The organism is Sorangium sp. So ce448 (assembly GCF_051520915.1).
GTDB lineage: Bacteria > Myxococcota_A > Polyangia > Polyangiales > Polyangiaceae > Sorangium > Sorangium cellulosum_B.
In genome coordinates this window covers 11,164,809-11,180,802 of record NZ_CP150343.1, presented here as the reverse complement: position 1 = coordinate 11,180,802, position 15,994 = coordinate 11,164,809, and the positions used below count along the sequence as shown (strand labels likewise).

12 protein-coding genes are annotated in these 15,994 nt (G+C 73.4%); 4 read left to right on the top strand and 8 right to left on the bottom strand.

The window, feature by feature from the left end:
• The first annotated feature begins 36 nt into the window (after positions 1-36).
• Together WMF45_RS42240 and WMF45_RS42235 are read left to right on the top strand one after the other, a co-directional pair.
• Entirely contained in the window at positions 37-1,707 is a 1,671-nt protein-coding gene (locus WMF45_RS42240) for a multiheme c-type cytochrome (protein ID WP_437712038.1), read from the top strand.
• Between the two features lie 106 nt (positions 1,708-1,813).
• The gene (locus WMF45_RS42235; RefSeq protein ID WP_437712036.1) at positions 1,814-2,731 is read left to right on the top strand and encodes an alpha/beta fold hydrolase; all 918 of its coding nucleotides are present in this window, start codon (positions 1,814-1,816) and stop codon (positions 2,729-2,731) included.
• A gap of 127 nt (positions 2,732-2,858) precedes the next feature.
• Here the strand turns inward: WMF45_RS42235 and WMF45_RS42230 are convergent, their stop codons facing one another.
• From WMF45_RS42230 to WMF45_RS42220, 3 genes are all read right to left on the bottom strand, one after another.
• The gene (locus WMF45_RS42230) at positions 2,859-4,847 is read right to left on the bottom strand and encodes a hypothetical protein (protein ID WP_437712034.1); all 1,989 of its coding nucleotides are present in this window, start codon (positions 4,845-4,847) and stop codon (positions 2,859-2,861) included.
• 136 nt (positions 4,848-4,983) lie between these two features.
• Entirely contained in the window at positions 4,984-5,589 is a 606-nt protein-coding gene (locus WMF45_RS42225) for a hypothetical protein (RefSeq protein ID WP_437712032.1), read from the bottom strand.
• A 73-nt stretch (positions 5,590-5,662) separates the two neighbouring features.
• Positions 5,663-7,276 carry an AMP-binding protein gene (locus tag WMF45_RS42220; protein WP_437712030.1) on the bottom strand — a complete coding sequence of 538 codons (1,614 nt, stop codon included), beginning with the start codon at positions 7,274-7,276 and terminating at the stop codon, positions 5,663-5,665.
• Positions 7,277-7,338: 62 nt separating this feature from the next.
• Between WMF45_RS42220 and WMF45_RS42215 the strand changes: the two genes are divergently transcribed.
• Positions 7,339-8,118 (top strand): ExbD/TolR family protein, encoded by a 780-nt coding sequence (locus tag WMF45_RS42215; RefSeq protein WP_437712028.1) that lies wholly within the window; start codon positions 7,339-7,341, stop codon positions 8,116-8,118.
• Positions 8,119-8,664: 546 nt separating this feature from the next.
• A complete protein-coding gene (locus tag WMF45_RS42210) occupies positions 8,665-9,861 on the top strand; it encodes a hypothetical protein (protein WP_437712026.1) in 1,197 nt (398 codons plus the stop codon).
• 3 nt (positions 9,862-9,864) lie between these two features.
• On the opposite strand, the gene WMF45_RS42205 is transcribed toward WMF45_RS42210, so the two are convergent.
• From WMF45_RS42205 to WMF45_RS42185, 5 genes are all read right to left on the bottom strand, one after another.
• On the bottom strand, positions 9,865-10,404 hold the full coding sequence (locus WMF45_RS42205) for a DUF2085 domain-containing protein (RefSeq protein WP_437712024.1): 540 nt from the start codon (positions 10,402-10,404) through the stop codon (positions 9,865-9,867).
• Between the two features lies 1 nt (position 10,405).
• On the bottom strand, positions 10,406-11,470 hold the full coding sequence (locus WMF45_RS42200) for a uracil-DNA glycosylase family protein (RefSeq protein WP_437712022.1): 1,065 nt from the start codon (positions 11,468-11,470) through the stop codon (positions 10,406-10,408).
• Positions 11,471-11,480: 10 nt separating this feature from the next.
• On the bottom strand, positions 11,481-12,440 hold the full coding sequence (trxB, locus tag WMF45_RS42195; protein WP_437545928.1) for a thioredoxin-disulfide reductase: 960 nt from the start codon (positions 12,438-12,440) through the stop codon (positions 11,481-11,483).
• Between the two features lie 149 nt (positions 12,441-12,589).
• The gene (locus WMF45_RS42190; RefSeq protein WP_437712020.1) at positions 12,590-14,161 is read right to left on the bottom strand and encodes an OmpP1/FadL family transporter; all 1,572 of its coding nucleotides are present in this window, start codon (positions 14,159-14,161) and stop codon (positions 12,590-12,592) included.
• Between the two features lie 41 nt (positions 14,162-14,202).
• A complete protein-coding gene (locus WMF45_RS42185) occupies positions 14,203-15,993 on the bottom strand; it encodes an MXAN_5187 family protein (RefSeq protein WP_437712018.1) in 1,791 nt (596 codons plus the stop codon).
• Between the last annotated feature and the right edge of the window lies 1 nt (position 15,994).

Sequence of the window (15,994 nt, the reverse complement as noted above, 5' to 3'; positions counted from 1 at the left end):
GGCGGTGCGCCCGGGCCCCTGTGCTATAGCGCGAGCATGAAGCGCTCGCTTCTTGACGGAGTGCGTCGCGGATACGCGCTCTTGATCCCCTTCGTCGCGATCTCCGCGGCGGCCTTCGCTTCGGCCTGTCAGGGGTGCAAGCTCCCTGCGACGGCCGCCGTGAGCGCGGACGCGGACGTGGACGCGAACGCGAACAGGCCGACGGTGCGGCTCTACGTGCTCAGCACCGTCGCCGGCGCGCTGGAGCCGTGCGGTTGCACGAAGGATCAGCTGGGAGGCATCGACCACCTCGCCGCCTTGATCGAGGCCCAGCGCGGCGAGGCCCCGGATCGGCTCGTGGTCGGCGCGGGGCCGATGCTCTTCACGGACCCCGAGGTGAAGCCGGAGCGCTCCTCGCAGGACGCGTGGAAGGCCGAGGCGATGGCGCTCGCGGCGAAGGACATCGGGCTGACGGCGTGGGCGCCCGGCGAGAACGACTGGGCGCTCGGCGCGGAGGCGCTCGGCAAGTACCAGGAGCAATCCGGGGCGGCGCTGCTCGGCAAGAACATCGAGGGTGCGAAGGGCGTCCAGGGCGTCGTCGTGCGCGACGTCTCCGGCGTGAAGGTGGGCCTCATCGGCGTGAGCGACCCGAAGGGTCGCTCCGGCGCCTACCCCGACGGCGTCAAGGCCGGCCCGGCGATCGACGCGATGAAGGCCGGCGTCGAGGAGGCGAAGAAGCAGGGCGCGAGCGTCTTCGTGGGGCTCGCGGCGCTGCCCAGGGGCGAGGCGCTGCGGCTCGCGGACAACGTGCCCGAGCTGCACGTGCTGGTGCTCGGCAAGCCGAGCGAGCGCGGCGACGGAAACGACGGCCCGAAGCCGCCGGAGATCATCGGGTCGACGCTTGTCGTGGAGACGCCGAACCACCTCCAGTCGGTGGCGGTCGTGGATCTCTTCGTTCGAGGTGGCGGCAGCGGCCCGCTCGTGTTCGCCGACGCGGGCGGCGTCGCGAAGGCCGGGGAGCTCATCAGCCTGTCGGAGCGCATCCGGGAGCTCGAGATCCGCCTCAACGGCTGGGAGGGCGACAAGCGGGTGGCGGCGAAGGACGTCGAGGCGCGGAAGGCGGATCTCGAGAAGCTCCGGGCCGAGAAGGCGCAGCTCGAGGCGGCGGAGACGAAGGTGACCGGCAGCTTCTTCCGCTACAGCTCGGTCGAGGTGCGCGAGAAGCTCGGGGCCGACAAGGACGTCGCCGGGCAGCTCCTCGCCTATTACAAGCGGGTCAACGACCACAACAAGCAGGCCTTCGCGGATCGCGTCCCCGAGAAGCCGGCGAAGGGCGAGGCCAGCTACATCGGCATCGACGCCTGCACGAACTGCCACGACGAGGAGCGCAAGGTCTTCGACGGCACCGCGCACGCGCGGGCCTACGCCACGCTGCAGCAGGATTTCAAGGAGTTCAACCTGGACTGCGTGAGCTGTCACGTGACCGGGTACGGCAAGCCGGGCGGCTCCACGGTGACGCACAACGCGTCGCTGCAGAACGTGCAGTGCGAGGAGTGCCACGGCCCCGGCTCGCTTCACGCGAAGGATCCCGAGAAGAAGGGGCTCATCGTGCTCTCGCCCCCGCCCCAGAGCTGCGTCACGCAGTGCCACCACCCGCCGCACGTGGAGGGCTTCGACCCCGTGGCCAAGATGCAGCTCATCCTCGGCCCCGGGCACGGCAGGGACTGAAGGAGGGGGCGCGGCGGCGGCCCTCTCCCGCCGGTTCTTCTGGTTCTGGGCTGCTCCTGGGCTGCGGCATTCCCGCGCCGTTTCGATCGCGCTACGGAATGCGCCTGTGACGAACGTCCACGCCGTCGTCTCCCGCCTGGGCCCGGTCGAGAGCGCGATCCTTGCGGAGCTCGCCGCGGGCGCGCCGCCGTTCGCCGTGCACCGCCGCGCCGCGCTGAGCTCGACGCTCCGCTACCTGGAGGGCGGCGGCGGCTCGCCGGTGGTCCTCCTGCACGGCCGCGGGAACGCCGCGACGACGTGGTTCCCGCTGCTCCCCGAGCTTGCGCGGCGCCACCGCGTCGTCGCCGTGGATCTGCCGGGCTTCGGTCACGCGTCGTCTCCGCCCTTCGAGGGCGCGGGCTTCGAGGAAGGCCTCCGCTTCTTCGCCGATCCCGTGGAGGAGCTCCTCCTCGAGCTGGATCTCGGCGACGCCGCCCTCGTCGGCCACTCTCTGGGCGCGCTGGTCGCGGCGGAGATCGCGCTCCGCAAGCGCGCGCGCCCGCGGAAGCTCGTGCTCATCGGCGCGATGGGGGTCGGTCCCGTCATGACCGCGTGGAGCCGCGCCTATTTCCGCGCCCCGCCGGAGCGCCTTGTGCGGGTGCTCGGCCCCGCGCTCTTCCGCCGCATCCGTCCGCCGCGGCCCACCCCGCTCGGCGAGCGTCTGGCCGCCTTGCACAGCGAGTTTTACGCCGTGCCGGACGGCCGGATCGCGCCCGTCGCCGCGTTCAACGCGCTGTTCCCTGCGCTCGGCGCCGTTCCCCATCGCCTCCCGCGGCTCGGCGAGATCGACGCGGAGACGCTGGTGATCTGGGGCGAGCGCGACGACGTGTTCCCGGCCCCGATCGGCATCGCCGCGGCCGCGGCGATCCCCCGCGCCACGCTGCACATGGTGCCGCTCGGGCACGCACCCCACCTGGAGGATCCGGCGCTCGTTCTCCCGGCGCTCACCGCCTTTCTCTCGGCCGGAGCAGCCTCATCCCCGTAGCCTCCAGGCGACGGCGCGACACCGCCGTGCCGTTCAGGAGGGGAGGATCGTGGTCCGGGAAGGGAGGATCGTGGTCCGGGAAGGGAGGATCGCGGTCCGAGAAGGGAGGATCGCCGCCGAATGCCTCTCAGTGCACGCCGCCGACGAGCCACGCCTGCGCCGGGACGAGCACCTCTTCCGGTGAGCCTCCGCCCTGCGACGCCGGGCCGGTCGCGCCGCCGTCGCCCATCGGTGCCATGCGGAACCCGTGGTCGCCGAACACGAGCAGCAGCGTCCGCGGCGGCAGGCTGGCCATGAACCGCGCGATCACGTCGGCGACCTCCTCCGCGATGGCCTCGATCCGCTCGGCGAACGGCGGCCCCGCAGCGCGCAGGCGCGCCTCCACGAGGTCGAGCTTCATCAGCTCGCGCGACCCGACCCGCTCGCGCCGCAGCGTCGCCACCGCGCGCCCGCGGGCGATGGCGGGCTCCGCCTCGCTCGGAGGCATCGTCTCGCGGAGCCCGTCCGGCCCTCGGGCGAGCAGCGAGATCTGCGCCGTCGTCGTCGGCGGCAGCGCCGCCCAGAGGAGCGATCGCTCCACCAGGATGGCCCGATCCACCAGGATCTCCTTCAGGTGCGCGGCGACCCGCTCGCCGAGATCGAAGCGCATCGCATCCACGAGCAGGAGCTTGACCCCGCGCGCCCCGTTGAGCCGGGCGATGCGGGAGGCGATGTCCGGAGCGTCGAACACCATGGGCGGCCGCTTGCCGGTCACGCGCAGCGCCGAGAACGCCTCCCGGTAGCTGTGCTCGAAGCTGGTCCTCCAGCTGTCGACCACGCCGCGCACGGCAGCGTCCGTCTCGCCCGCGAGCGTCGCGCCGAGCAGCGGCGTGTAGTGGGTCGCGAACAGCTGCTCGATGACCCGGACCGGCTTCGGGCCGCGGGCGTTGTCGAGCTCGACGGCGAGCGCGCGCCACTCCGCCGCGCTGAGGATCCGGTCGCGCGGCGCCTTCCGCTCCCGCCGCGCCTGCGGGGGCGCGTCGGCGTCCGCCTGGGCTGCGTCGGCGATCGGAGCGCTTGGCGCGTTAAGCACGCTCGGCGCGGCCTCGTGCGCCCCTCGCGGCGGCCTGAGCGTCCTCGCTGCGCCGCGCTCCTCGTGCGGCGCGCTCGGCTCGGCGGCCAGCTCGGCGCTGGCGGGCGCCATCGCGGCCGTCTCGTCCGTGGCCGGCGGCGTGCTCGCGCCCGGCGCCCGCGCCACGACCGCGCTTCTCCCGGCGACGGCCGCCGGCGCGTCCGCGCGGCGGATCCTCGAGGAGCGGGGCGGCAGCACGCCGCGCAGCCGCCCGTCCGTCCGCCCTTCGGCGGAGGCGGGCGACGCCGGCGCTCCGTGCGCTTCGGGGCCCGTCGGCCTGGCCTCGAGCGCCTCATCCGGGGCCGTCGATCCGGCCTGGAGCGCCTCGTCCCCGGCTGTCGGCCCCGCCGGGAGCGCCTCGACCGGGGCTCTTGCTCCGGCGCTCGGCTGCGCTGGCCCGACGGTGCGCTCCTCTCCGCGCGCCGTGAGGCTCCGCGCCTGCCCGCGCGAGGAGATGGAGGAGACGGCGCCGTACCCGTCGCGCGTGCTCCTCTCGACGAGGTCCGCGAGGGGCACCGGCGCGAGCACCTGCGCGGACCTGTCGTCCGCGTCGAAGACGAGGGCGACGGGCGCCTCGCGCGCCGCGCCGAGCCAGGCGAGGAGCGTCGCGCTGTCGTCCGGGTGGAGCGCGCTCGGCGAGGCTGGGCGCCCGCCCGCGAGGCGCGGCAGGGCGACGGCGAGGCCCGCGGCGCCGAGCGCCCTGGCCCGGAAGATCTGGTCGGCGATCACCACCTCGAGCGGCGCGCCTGCCTGGACCCGCGGCGGCAGCGCGCCGCGCAGGGCCAGCGCGAGCTCGACGGCCTCCTCGATCGTCGCGCGGAGCTGCCCGTCGGGCGCCGCCGGGGCGCTCGCCCAGAGGAAGCGCTGCGACCTGAGCTCGCGTTCGGAGTCGGCGCCCTGCCCGCTCGGGGCGAAGCGGGCCGTGCCGCACGGGGGCGCAGGGGGGGACGTCGGTCGGCCCTCCTCGGAGGCGGAGTCGAGGCGGGAGACAGGATCGAGGCGCATCGCGCGGGACCCTCGCAGAGCTCGCGGAAATGGGCCAAGTTTCGGCGAGCGAGCGAATGCGCGTGCGTCCGAAGGCCGCGCCGGCCGCGGCATCCGCGGGCCGCTCGCGAGGCCGCGGCGGGTCTCCGGTGGGGGCCTAGCGGGACTCGCGCGCGGTCTCGGCCATGAGGGCGAGCAGGGAGCAGGCGATGGCGAACCGGGCGTCGATTCGCCCCTGGTTCATCGAGAGGTCGAGCGTGAACTCCTTCACGAACCACCGGAACACCTGCTTCACCTTCGCGACCTCCTGCTGGTGGAGCTCGATGTGCCACTTCCCGATGAGGAGCGGGAACATGCGGCGGAGCAGCGCGGCGCCGTCTTCCTGCATCAGCCCGACCGGCTGATCCCCGGGGTCGAGGATGTCCCAGGTGTCGCGGACGATCGATTTGAGCCCGCGCGAGCGGATGGTGCCGACGCGCTCGCCGGAGCGCGCGTCGAGGACGTCGAGGCACCGGTTGAGGGCGATGACCTGCCGCGAGCGGATCGTGAGCAGCGGCTGCGACTCCGACTCGTCCGCGAAGAGGGTGAACTCCTCACGCAGCTTGAGCAGCGGGTGCTTGACGAAGCAGACGAGGGAGCCGTCGGGCGCATAGACGTGGAACTTGCGGCCGAGCAGCGACCAGAAAGGCCGCTTGATCGTGTACGTCGGGTGCGAGAACGGTTGAACCGCGAGGCCGCCGTACGCGGCTTGGGCTTGGACCATGGGGCTGGCAGGCTGCATTGGCGTCGAGTAGGCCGGAGCCGAGCGCGTCGGTCAAGCAGCGACGATCGCCCGTCTACCGCGCGAGCGGGCCGCGCTCCTCCACGGCAATGCCCGCTGCGATGGTCTTCACCAGCTCTGGTTTGACGACCTTGCCCATCGCGTTGCGCGGCAGGGCCCGCACGACGATCGACTCGCGTGGGACCTTGTAGGGCGCGAGGCGCTCCTTCGCCCAGGCGCGGAGCGGTCCGGTGGCGCACTCCGCCTCTCGGCCGGGCGCGGCGACGACGACCGCGACGACGCGCTCTCCCCACGCCTCGTCAGGGACGCCGATCACCGCGATCTCGGCGATCGCGCCGTGCTCCCGCAGCGCCTCTTCGATCTCGAGGGCGGACAGCTTGTATCCACCGCTCTTGAGGATATCGACGGAGGTCCGCCCGAGGAGCCGGAAGCGCCCGTCGCTGGAGCGCTCGGCGACGTCGCCGGTGCGGAACCAGCCGTCCTGGAAGGCCGCGGCGGTGGCGTCCTCGCGCCCGAGGTATCCCTTGAAGACGCTGGGCCCGCGGATCCAGAGCTCGCCTCGCGCGACCGCGGCGTCGCGAGGCGCCGGCGGGTCACCCGGCGGTCGTTCACCCGGTGCCCACGCATTGCCCGCGTCGTCCGTGATGCGGGCCTCGACGGTCGGCAGCGGGAAGCCGACCCAGCCTGCCCGCCGCGCGCCTGGATCGAGCGGGTTGCTCATGCCGACGCCGATCTCGGTCATCCCGAAGCGCTCGAGCGGGATCGTGCCGGTGAGGTCGCGCCAGCGCTCGGCGAGCGTCACCGGCAGCGCCGCGGAGCCGCTCGTCGCGAGCCGCAGGGCCTGCGCCCCCGCGGCGAAGCCGGGCGCGCCGCCCCGGTCGACGTGCTCGAACAGCCGCTGGTACATGGTCGGCACCGCCATGAACGACGTCACCGAGCGGCCCGCGATCTCGGCGGCGACGCGCTGGGCGTCGAAGCGCGGCAGCATCCTCGTCGCGCTGCCCGCGAGCAGCGACGTCATGAGCGCGATGACCACGCCGTGGAGGTGGTGCAGCGGCAGCGCGTGCAGCAAGAGGTCGTGATCCGAGAAGCCCCAGGCCGCGCGCAGGAGCTCCGCCTGCACGGCCAGGTTGCGGTGCGTGAGCAGCGCCCCCTTCGGCTTGCCGGTCGTGCCGCTCGTGTAGAGCAGGAGCGCCGGATCGTCCGCGGCGATGTCGGAGATCGCCGCGTCTCGCCCGGGCGCGGCGCGCTCGAGATCCTCCACGCGGAACACGGCGCGGCCCTGCGCGATCGGAGCGGCCACCGCGGCGAGGTCGCCGTCGGTGATGATCCGCCGCACGCCGGCGTCGCTCGCGAGCCACTCGAGCTCTGCCGGCGGATAGAGCGCCGACAGCGGCAGCGCGATCCCCCCGGCGAGGAGGGTGCCCAGGAAGGCCGAGACCCACGCCGCGCCGGGCGACACGAGGAGCAGGATGCGCTCCCCCTCGAGGGAGCTCGGGCTCTCGGCCTCACCCGCGCCGCGCCGCGAGCCGCCGGCGAGCAGCGCGCCGCGGACGCGGAGGGCTCGCTCCAGGAGCGCCGCGAAGGTGGTCTGCCCCCGCTCGTCCTCGACGGCGGTTCGGGCGGACGAGCCGAGCTGCGCGAGCCGTTCGACGAGCGGGGAAGCCATCGCGCGGACTCTCGCACAGCGGAGGTGCGCGGAGCCAGGCCGGTTGGTTACACTGCCGCGCCATGAGAGCTTCCTGCCTCCTTTCCAGCGCGTCGCCGCGCCTCGCGCTCGCCGCCGGCCTGCTCCTGGCCGCGGCGGCGTGCGAGAGCGCGCCGAAGCCCGCCGAGCCTGGCGCGGCCGCGACGGCGGCCCCGAGCGTCGAGGCGCCCGTCGCGCCGCCGAAGCCGAAGGGCATGCCCGAGCTGCTCGTCGACTCCATGGGCCCCTACATCGGCGGCCAGCGCGTGGATCTGGCGCAGAAGGAGGGGCCCGAGAAGCTGACGAAGGTGATCCGCGAGCTGCCGATCGAGGGCAAGCCCGTGACGCTGCTGGCCGACAAGAGGGCGAAGCCGAGCGCGGTCGCCGCCGTCGTGACCGAGCTCGGCGCGGCCGGCGCGCCGAAGGTCGTCATCAAGACCGACGGGCGAGACGACCTCCCGAAGGAGATCACGGTGGTCCCCGAGGGGCGCGCGTCGAAGCCGCCCTCCTGCGCCGTCAGCACGATGGTGCTGAAGGACCTCGCGACGGCGATCTGGCCGTTCGGCGGCGGCATGGGCAAGAAGCAGCGCAAGGGGCTCGCCGGCCCGGATCTGTCGAACACCGGCGAGCAGCTCACGAAGGACATCGCCGCGTGCAGCGCGACGGTGGCCTTCTTCTCGGCGGACGACGAGGTGCCCTGGGAGATGGCGCACAACCTGGCGGGCACGGTCATGGCTTCCGACGCGAAGAAGAAGCTCGACACGCTCGTCCTGCTCCGCGCTGCCCCGGTCGCGGGGCGGCCGGTGCAGCTCGGTGGAGGCTGACGTGCGCGGCGCCGGGGGGCTCCATCGCCTGGATCGCCGTGCCTTCAGGGCGCACCGGCCGCAGCGGGCGGCGGGTGCGCTCGGTGCGCATTTTTGCGGAGGGGCTGTCAAACGCGGTGGCGCGAGATCGCGTGTGTGCTCGTTCGAGCGCGGGTGGGGTTGGCTGGGGTGACCGCGGCACGATCCGGCACAGGCGATGGTGCTGCGAAGGCACGGAAATGCGCGGGTGAGCGCTCGCCGTTGGGGTCGGCCTGGATCATGAATAGGGCGAGTCGCCGGTCCCCTGCGCCATCGGGGGCGTGACAATCACGGGAGGATGGTTCGGACATGTCGAAGCGACTTCTTGGATCGGCCCGCGCGAACAGGGGCCGAAGTCTCCGTCCCCGGGCCTCCCAGCCGCGGGTGTCGGCGGCGCCTGAGGGGCCGGCGATTGCGACAACGGACTCCGCGAGGCCGGTCGCGAGCGGCTCGGACGTCGTCGCCGAGGAAGCTGAGTGTTCCGCCGCTCCTGCGCTGGCAGCCAGCGCCGCGGACGACGTTCCCGCTGTGTCGCCGGCTCTCGAGGCGCCCGCCGCACCCGCACCGATCGTCGCGGAGGTGGCCGCGCTTGCACCGGTCGCCGCGGCTGCGCCAGTCGCCGCGCTTGCGCCGGTCGCCGCGGCTGCGCCAGTCGCCGCGCTTGCGCCGGTCGCCGCGGCTGCGCCGGTTGCCGCGCTTGCGCCGGCGTCCGAGGCGCTCGCCGCGCAGCGCGCAGTTCCAGGGGATACGGACGACACGGGCCCAGACAAGGCGCTGGAGCACGACCCGTTGATCCTGGCTCCACAAGCCGGCGCCCTGAGCCAGCCGGGTGCCCCTGCGTCCCCGCCCGATGAGCTGGCGTCCGACGAGGATGCGCTCGATCTGATCGACCCTTCCTCGCCCACGGCGGCGTTCTTTCGGCGCGAGGAGGAAGAGTCGTTCCCGCCGCTCGCCGAGGTGGCCAGCGGCCCCGACGATCACGCTGACGAGCGCCTCGTCGTGGTTCATCAGCTGTCGCCCGAGACCCTCGCCCGGCGGGCGCGCCTTCGCCGGATCGTCGCGGCGGTCGCCGGGCTCGCCGGGGTGATCTCCGTGGCCGTCGTCGCCAAGGCGGTGTTCTCGAGCAAGCCGTCCTCACCCGCGCCGGTCGCGATGGCCGCGCCTGCTCCGAAGCCAGCGCCCGTCGAGACGAAGCTCTTGGCCGCGGCGGGCGCTCCCTCTCCGGTACCGGCGAAGACGCCTGCGCAGACCGAATCGACGCTGACGGAGTCCTCTGCAAAAGGGGCCGGCGCCGTTCCCGATCCGGTGAAGGCGGAGGCCGACGCGGAGAAGGCCGCGGCGGAGAAGGCCGCGGCAGAGAAGGCTGAGGCGGAGAAGGCCGCGGCAGAGAAGGCTGAGGCAGAGAAGGCCGCGGCGGAGAAGGCCGAGGCAGAGAAGGCCGCGGCGGAGAAGGCCGAGGCGCCGGCGGCCAGCGCTGAGGACGCGGGCAAGCTGAAGAAGGAGGCGCTGAGCTTCCTCAACCGCGGCAGGTACAAGGACGCGATCGAGGCATCCCGCGCGGCCATCGCGGTCGATCCGAGCGACGCGCTGCCCTATCTCTACCTGGGCTCGGCGCTCCAGGACACGGGCAAGTGGAAGGACGGACTCGCCGCGTACAGCGATTGCGTTCGCAACGCCACGAAGGGCCCCGTCCACGAGTGCAGGGCCATGGGCGGCCGCAAGTAGCGCCTAGAGCGGGCGGCGAGCGATCTGCGCGAGGATCGCCGCGGCCGCGGCATAACCGAAGGCCACGCCCGTGGCGAGGCGGCTCGCATGCCAGACGGGGCGCAGCCCGAGGTCCTGGGTCGCCACGTCGACCGCCATCAGCGCGGCGAGGGTGATGAGGATCGGGCGCCACGCCGCCATCGCCAGGCGAGGGCGCGCGATCGCGGCGCCCGCCGCGATCCCGGCGAAGATGCCAGCGCAGCGACTGCAGAGCGGCATGACGACGCCGTCGAGCGCGAGGGATCGCTCCGGCATCCGGTGGCACATCGGCGCGAAGACACGATCGAGCGCTGCGCCGAGCTCTCCGAGCGGCGCGTGGCTCCGCGCGAGGGGGAGACACCAGGGCAGGGCGCCGAGGAGGACCAGCGCGCAGCGCACGATCGACAGCACCGAGGGCCGCTCGGCCGGGCTCGATTCGCCGGGCGCTTGCGGCTCGACGCCCGCGCGGACGGCGGCGGGCACCTGCGCCGCTGGCTGCCCGCGCCCGGAAGCGCGCGCGGCCACCTCAGCCTCTGTCGGGCGCGCTCTTGCCGAGGTGGCGCATCACCTCTTTCAGGTCGCTCCAGACCTCTCGCTTCGCGCTCGGCTGGCGCAGCAGGTAGGCCGGGTGGAACGTGGGCATGATCGGGATCGATCCCTTGTAGAGCTTCCACGTGCCGCGGAGCTTCGTGATCCCCTCGCTCGTGCCGATCAGCCCCTGCACCGCGGTGGCGCCGAGCGCCACGATCACCTTCGGCTTGATCAGCGCGAGCTGGGCCGTGAGGTACGGGCTGCATGCCGCCATCTCGGCCGGCTCTGGCTTCCGGTTCTTCGGCGGCCGGCACTTCACGATGTTGCAGATGTAGACCTCGTCGCGGTGGTACCCCATCGCCGCGATCATCTTGTCGAGCAGCTGCCCCGCCGCGCCGACGAACGGCTGCCCCTGCTGGTCCTCTTCCGCCCCTGGCCCCTCGCCGACGAACACGACCGCGGAGCTCGGGTCGCCGCGCGAGAACACCGTGTGGGTGCGGCCCTCGTGGAGCGGACACTTCTGGCAGGTGCGGACCTCCTCCGCGAGGAGCGAGAGCCGCGCTGCGCGCTCCTCCTTCGTGTCCGGCAGCGTTGCGCTCGCGCGCGCAGCCGTATCCGCGCGATGTGCCGGTGCGGCGCCCACGGCAGGCCGGGGCGACGGCTCGGGACCTCGCGGCGCCTGCGCCGGCGACCACGCCCCTTGCGACTCGAGGCCGCCGCGCTGCTCCGGATGCGGCAGGGAGGCGCTCGCGGCGGCTCCGCGCTGCTCCGGATGCGGCAGCGGGGCGCCCGCGGCGCCATCGCGCGGCGGCGGCGGCGAGAACGCCGCGCCGCTTCCCCCTCGCGCCACCGGCGGCGAGGGCGCATCCTGCCCGGAGAAGCCGCGCTCCGGCCGCCGAAGCGCCGGCGTAGCGCCCTCCGCCGAAGCCGCGCCCAGCGCCTCGTGGAGCGCTGCAGGGTGGCCCGGCATTCCGTCAGCGCCGGTCGTTGCGTGCCATTCCAGGAACGCCCGGACCGAGGCGGTCAGATCGGCGAGCTCTTCGCGCAGCGCTTCGACCATCGTCGTCCCCTCAGTGGCCGCCCTGCTGCGCGAGCCAGCGCTCCGCGTCGAGGGCGGCCATGCAGCCCGTGCCAGCGGCCGTGACGGCCTGGCGGTAGTTCCAGTCCTGCACGTCGCCCGCGGCGAAGACGCCCGGGATGTTGGTGCGCGTCGAGCCCGGCACCGTCTTCAGGTAGCCGTTCGGGTGCGTATCGAGCTGCCCGACGAAGAGATCGGTCATCGGCGTGTGGCCGATCGCGACGAACATCGCCGCCGCCGGCACGAGGTGGCTGTCGCCCGTCTTCGTGCTCTTCACGCGGACGCCCGTCACCATATCGGCCTTCACGTCGAGCACCTCCTCCACCACGTGGCTGTAGAGGATCTTGATCTTCGGGTTCTCGACCACGCGCTGGATCATCGCCTTCGACGCCCGGAACTCGTCGCGGCGGTGCACCAGCGTGACGCTGCTGCAGAGCCCGGACAGGTAGGTGGCCTCCTCCATCGCCGTGTCGCCGCCGCCGACGACCACGACGTCCTGGCCGCGGAAGAGCGCGCCGTCGCAGACGGCGCAGGCGCTGACGCCCTTGTTCTTGAGCTTGTCCTCGCTCTCGAGGCCGAGGTAGTTGGCGCGCGCGCCCGTCGCGATCACCACCGCCTTCGCCAGGTAGAGCGTGTCTTCCACCCACACCTTGAAGGGGTGGCCCGTCAGCTCGACCTTGGTCACGTCCGCCGTCACGATCTCCGTGCCCTGATGGGCGGCCTGATCGCGAAAGCGCTGCATCAGCTCCTGCCCGGTGATCTTCTCGGGGAAGCCCGGGTAGTTCTCGACGTCGGTCGTGAACATGAGCTGGCCCCCCGGGATCAGGCCGCCGGCGCTGAAGCCCTCGATGAGGAGCGGCTTCAGGTTGGCGCGCGCCGCGTAGATGGCGGCGGTGAGCCCGGCGGGGCCGGAGCCGATGATGACCAGGTTGCGGACGTTCGATTCACTCATGATGGAGGCATCTTATAGGCGCGACCGCCTTCCGCGTCGACCGCCCCGGAGCTGCGCCGCAGCTCCGCGACTCCTGCGCGCCACCACGTTAGAGGCACGTCGGAGGCACGTCAGAGGCACGTCGGAGCCACGCCCGAGCAGCCGCACGCTCAGAAGCGCATGGTTCCGCTCAGACCGAACTCGTCCAGGCTGCTCTCGAAGCGGCCGCCGTTGACGCTCTGGATGCTGCGGTAGCCGCTCAGCGCAGCGCCGGATACGGCCTTGAGGCGTCCGTTCCCGCCGTTGTCCAGCGCACCGAAGGACGTGTGCTGAAACGCGGCTGAAATGTCGACCGGGCCGACTCGCGCGGTCACGCCGGCCCCGACGCCGATCCGGTAGCCGAGGTGGAAGTCGAGGTTCAGATCGGCGTCGTCCTGCCCCTTGTTCTCGAAGAAGCCGCCGGCGCGCAGCGCGAGGAGGCTCGGGAGCACGACGAAATCGCCGCCGAGCCGGACTCCCAGGACGTCTCGCCAGCGGTGCGGGACGTCGGCGTTGGGCGGCACCGTGCCCACGCTCGTGCCGCGCACGGGGATGCCCTCGCGGAACCGGACCTCGATCGCGTCGACCGCGCTGTTGTTGGCCCAGGTGAAGTCGAGCTCCACGTCGAAGAGGTCATCCGCCATCGGGTCGCGGACGCGGGGCTCGGCGGCGGAGGCGCGGCGTGCGTTCGCCGCGCGCCGCGCGCCGGCGCGGGGCATGTGGTACCGGAGGCCGAGCTTCGCCTCCATGGGGATCCGCATCGTGAGATCGCCGGCGCCCTGCTCCTCGGTGACGTTGCACTCCGGCGCCTCGCCCTTGCACGGCGCCTCGTCCTTCGCCCCTGCCGGCGTCCAGTAGCGAGACTCGATGGTGAGATCGGTCTTCGCGCGCACGGCGTCCTGCCACTTGAACCATGCGCCCACGTCGAGGTGAGCCGCCGCCGCCCAGCGCGCGCCGAGGACGAAGCCTGGGATGAAGAGATCGGTCGCCTCCGCGCGCGTGCGCAGATCGCCGTGCGCCTTGAAGTCGTCGCCCCCTTCGCCCGAGAGCGCCTCGCTGAAGTTGACGAAATCGATCGCCGCCGTGCCCCAGATGAAGCCGGCGCCGAGCGAGATCCCCTCCGCGGGGGTGAAGCCGACCGAGAGCGTCGGCATCAACATCAGGGCGTCGAGCGACGTGAGCAGGTACCGCTGGGGCGACGGCTGCGTCATGTCGCCGAAGCTCGGGTGCGTGTACCGGAGCGACTCGGGCCATGCCCGCTCGCCGACGCCGTGCGGGCCGAGCACCGCGACGCCGAGGGCGAGCGCGTCGCTCACGCGCAGGGTCGCCGCGAGCTGCGGGTTCGGGAACAGGCCGCCCTCGGCGCACACCTCGGGGTCGGGGCCCCCGTCGCTGCCGGGCGCCGGGATCGCCGTCGTGGCGCTCGGCGGGACGGGGCGGCCGCCGGGGCCGAGCCTCGTGAAGCACTGGGCCAGCTGGATGAAGTGGACGCCGCCGTGGGCCCCGCTCCGCTGCGCGGCGAGCCCCGCCGGGTTGAAGTAGGCGGCGAGCGGATCGTCCGCCCGCGCGACCCACGCCCCGCCGCGGCCGAGCTGGAGCACCCCGATGTCGGGCGAGTCGAGCCCCGACGACGCGCGCGCGGCGCCGGCGGCCACCATCGCAGCGAACGCGGCGCCCGCGGCGCCGGCAGATCCTCGTCTCATGACCCCCGTCCCGGCCGCGCGGCGATCCCCGCCGCTCGGCCTCACTTCACCGGAGACGCCTTGAGCGCCGCCTTGCCGTCCTTCACGTAAACCGTGAAGCGAACACGCGAGCAGTTGTGGCGAGCCACGAGCGCGTCCTTGTTGCGCTGCAGGGTCCCCTTGAACTTCTCGAAGGTGAGCGCGTTCGTGGGCTCTCCGCACTGCTGCTTGACCGACAGGAACTCCTCGTAGACGGCGTTCCATTCGGTGAGCTCGTCCGGATCTCCCGCGCCGTCCTGCTGCGCGGCCGGCGGCGCGGCCGGCGCGGCCGGCGCGGCCGCCGCGGCCGGCGCGCTCATCGGCTCGGGAACCGGGTTCGGCACGGCGGGCGCACCCGGCGCCCTGGGCGGCGGCGGCGGCGGGCGCCGCGGCGGCGGGCGCCCGGGAGCGCCCGGGGGCTCGAGGGCGGAGATCGCCATCCCCGCGTCCGAGACCTCCTCGATCGCCTCGACCGGCTCCACGGAGTCGCGGGCCGGCGGCGGGCCGCTGAGCGGGTGCGAGCCGGGCCGCCGCGTGGGGCCGCGCGGGCTCACCATGGGCTTCGGGTACGAGGGCCGCGAGTCAGGGCGCGGCTCGCCGGGGCCGAGCGGCACCGAGAACGCGCTCATCGCCGGCTGCGTCGGGATCGGGCCGAGCACCTGCTCGAGGTCGGCGGCCTTCCGGGGCGCGCCGCCCTTCGCGGCCACCTTCTCGACGCCGTCGTTGATGTCGGCCGCGATCTTCCGGAAGGCGCCGCGGAAGCGGCTCGGCGCCAGCACATCGACCTCGCCCTTGGCGAAGCGCGCCGCCTCGCCGCGGAAGACATGGAGCGGCCGCGTGTGCTCCAGGAACGAGAGCACCAGCCCGATCGCGGCCATGGCGAGGACGCCGGCCAGGATCAGCACCGTGGGCACCTCGCTCTTGTCGTCGTTGTTCGCCTTGTCGAGGAAGTTGAGCGGCGACTCGACCGACGCCGCGAGGCGGCCGACCGCGTAGCCGGCGCCGAGCTCCCACGCCTCGCCGGGCAGCCGCGCGTAGACAACGCCGAGGTGCTGGCCGATGACGCGGACCTCCGAGCGCCCCTTCTCGATGTAGTCCTTGTTGTCGTCGAGCAGCTTCAGATCCTGCGTGATCTGGTCGAGGTTCGCCTTGTCGAACCCCTCGGGCGCGCCGGAGGCGACGCGCGCCCCCTCGGCGTAGAAGCCGACGGCGGCGCCGGTGCGCTTCGTGACGGCGCGGGCGAAGGTGTCGTCGATGATCTTGGCGCCGATCACGGCGCCGACCGGCTCGCCGTTGACGTCTTGCTCGACGGGGCGCGCCACGACGCGGAGGATGCGGCCCTTCCAGACCCACGCGTCATCGCGGATCCAGCCGTGGAGGGCGTCGGCGACCAGCGGGTAGCCGCCGAGCTCCCAGTCCTCGCGGTGCTCGAAGTCCACCGACGCGATCACCCGCCCCGCCGCGTCGACGGCCCACACGTGATCGAACTTGAGCTCCGGGGGCACCTCCGCGGTCGCGGTGCGCAGCGCGGTGCGGGCCTTCTCGCGCACCTCGGCGCCGGGCTTGGCCTCGGCCGACGACTTGGCGAGCGCCGTCCGCAGGGCCGGGTTCAGCGCGACCCGGATGAGCGCGCTCGATCGCTTCCGGGCGTCGTCGTTGAGGAACCACTCGACCGCGCTGGAGTCGGCGCTGAGCGCCTCGCTCATCGCGCGGTGGCTCGAGCGGTTGTAGAGCTGCGCGGCGACGAAGAGGACGAAGACCGCGGCGCCGAGCGCGAGCGCGAGCACCCCGTACCAGAAACGCGACAGCAGCATG

What these genes read in the sequence shown, in the direction of transcription:
- WMF45_RS42230 (WP_437712034.1), bottom strand. Translation starts at nt 4,847, where the DNA reads ATGCGCCTCGATCCTGTCTCCCGCCTCGACTCCGCCTCCGAGGAGGGC.
- WMF45_RS42190 (WP_437712020.1), bottom strand. Translation starts at nt 14,161, where the DNA reads ATGAGACGAGGATCTGCCGGCGCCGCGGGCGCCGCGTTCGCTGCGATG.
- WMF45_RS42185 (WP_437712018.1), bottom strand. Translation starts at nt 15,993, where the DNA reads ATGCTGCTGTCGCGTTTCTGGTACGGGGTGCTCGCGCTCGCGCTCGGC.
- WMF45_RS42200 (WP_437712022.1), bottom strand. Translation starts at nt 11,470, where the DNA reads ATGGTCGAAGCGCTGCGCGAAGAGCTCGCCGATCTGACCGCCTCGGTC.
- WMF45_RS42225 (WP_437712032.1), bottom strand. Translation starts at nt 5,589, where the DNA reads ATGGTCCAAGCCCAAGCCGCGTACGGCGGCCTCGCGGTTCAACCGTTC.
- WMF45_RS42240 (WP_437712038.1), top strand. Translation starts at nt 37, where the DNA reads ATGAAGCGCTCGCTTCTTGACGGAGTGCGTCGCGGATACGCGCTCTTG.
- WMF45_RS42220 (WP_437712030.1), bottom strand. Translation starts at nt 7,276, where the DNA reads ATGGCTTCCCCGCTCGTCGAACGGCTCGCGCAGCTCGGCTCGTCCGCC.
- WMF45_RS42215 (WP_437712028.1), top strand. Translation starts at nt 7,339, where the DNA reads ATGAGAGCTTCCTGCCTCCTTTCCAGCGCGTCGCCGCGCCTCGCGCTC.
- trxB (WP_437545928.1), bottom strand. Translation starts at nt 12,440, where the DNA reads ATGAGTGAATCGAACGTCCGCAACCTGGTCATCATCGGCTCCGGCCCC.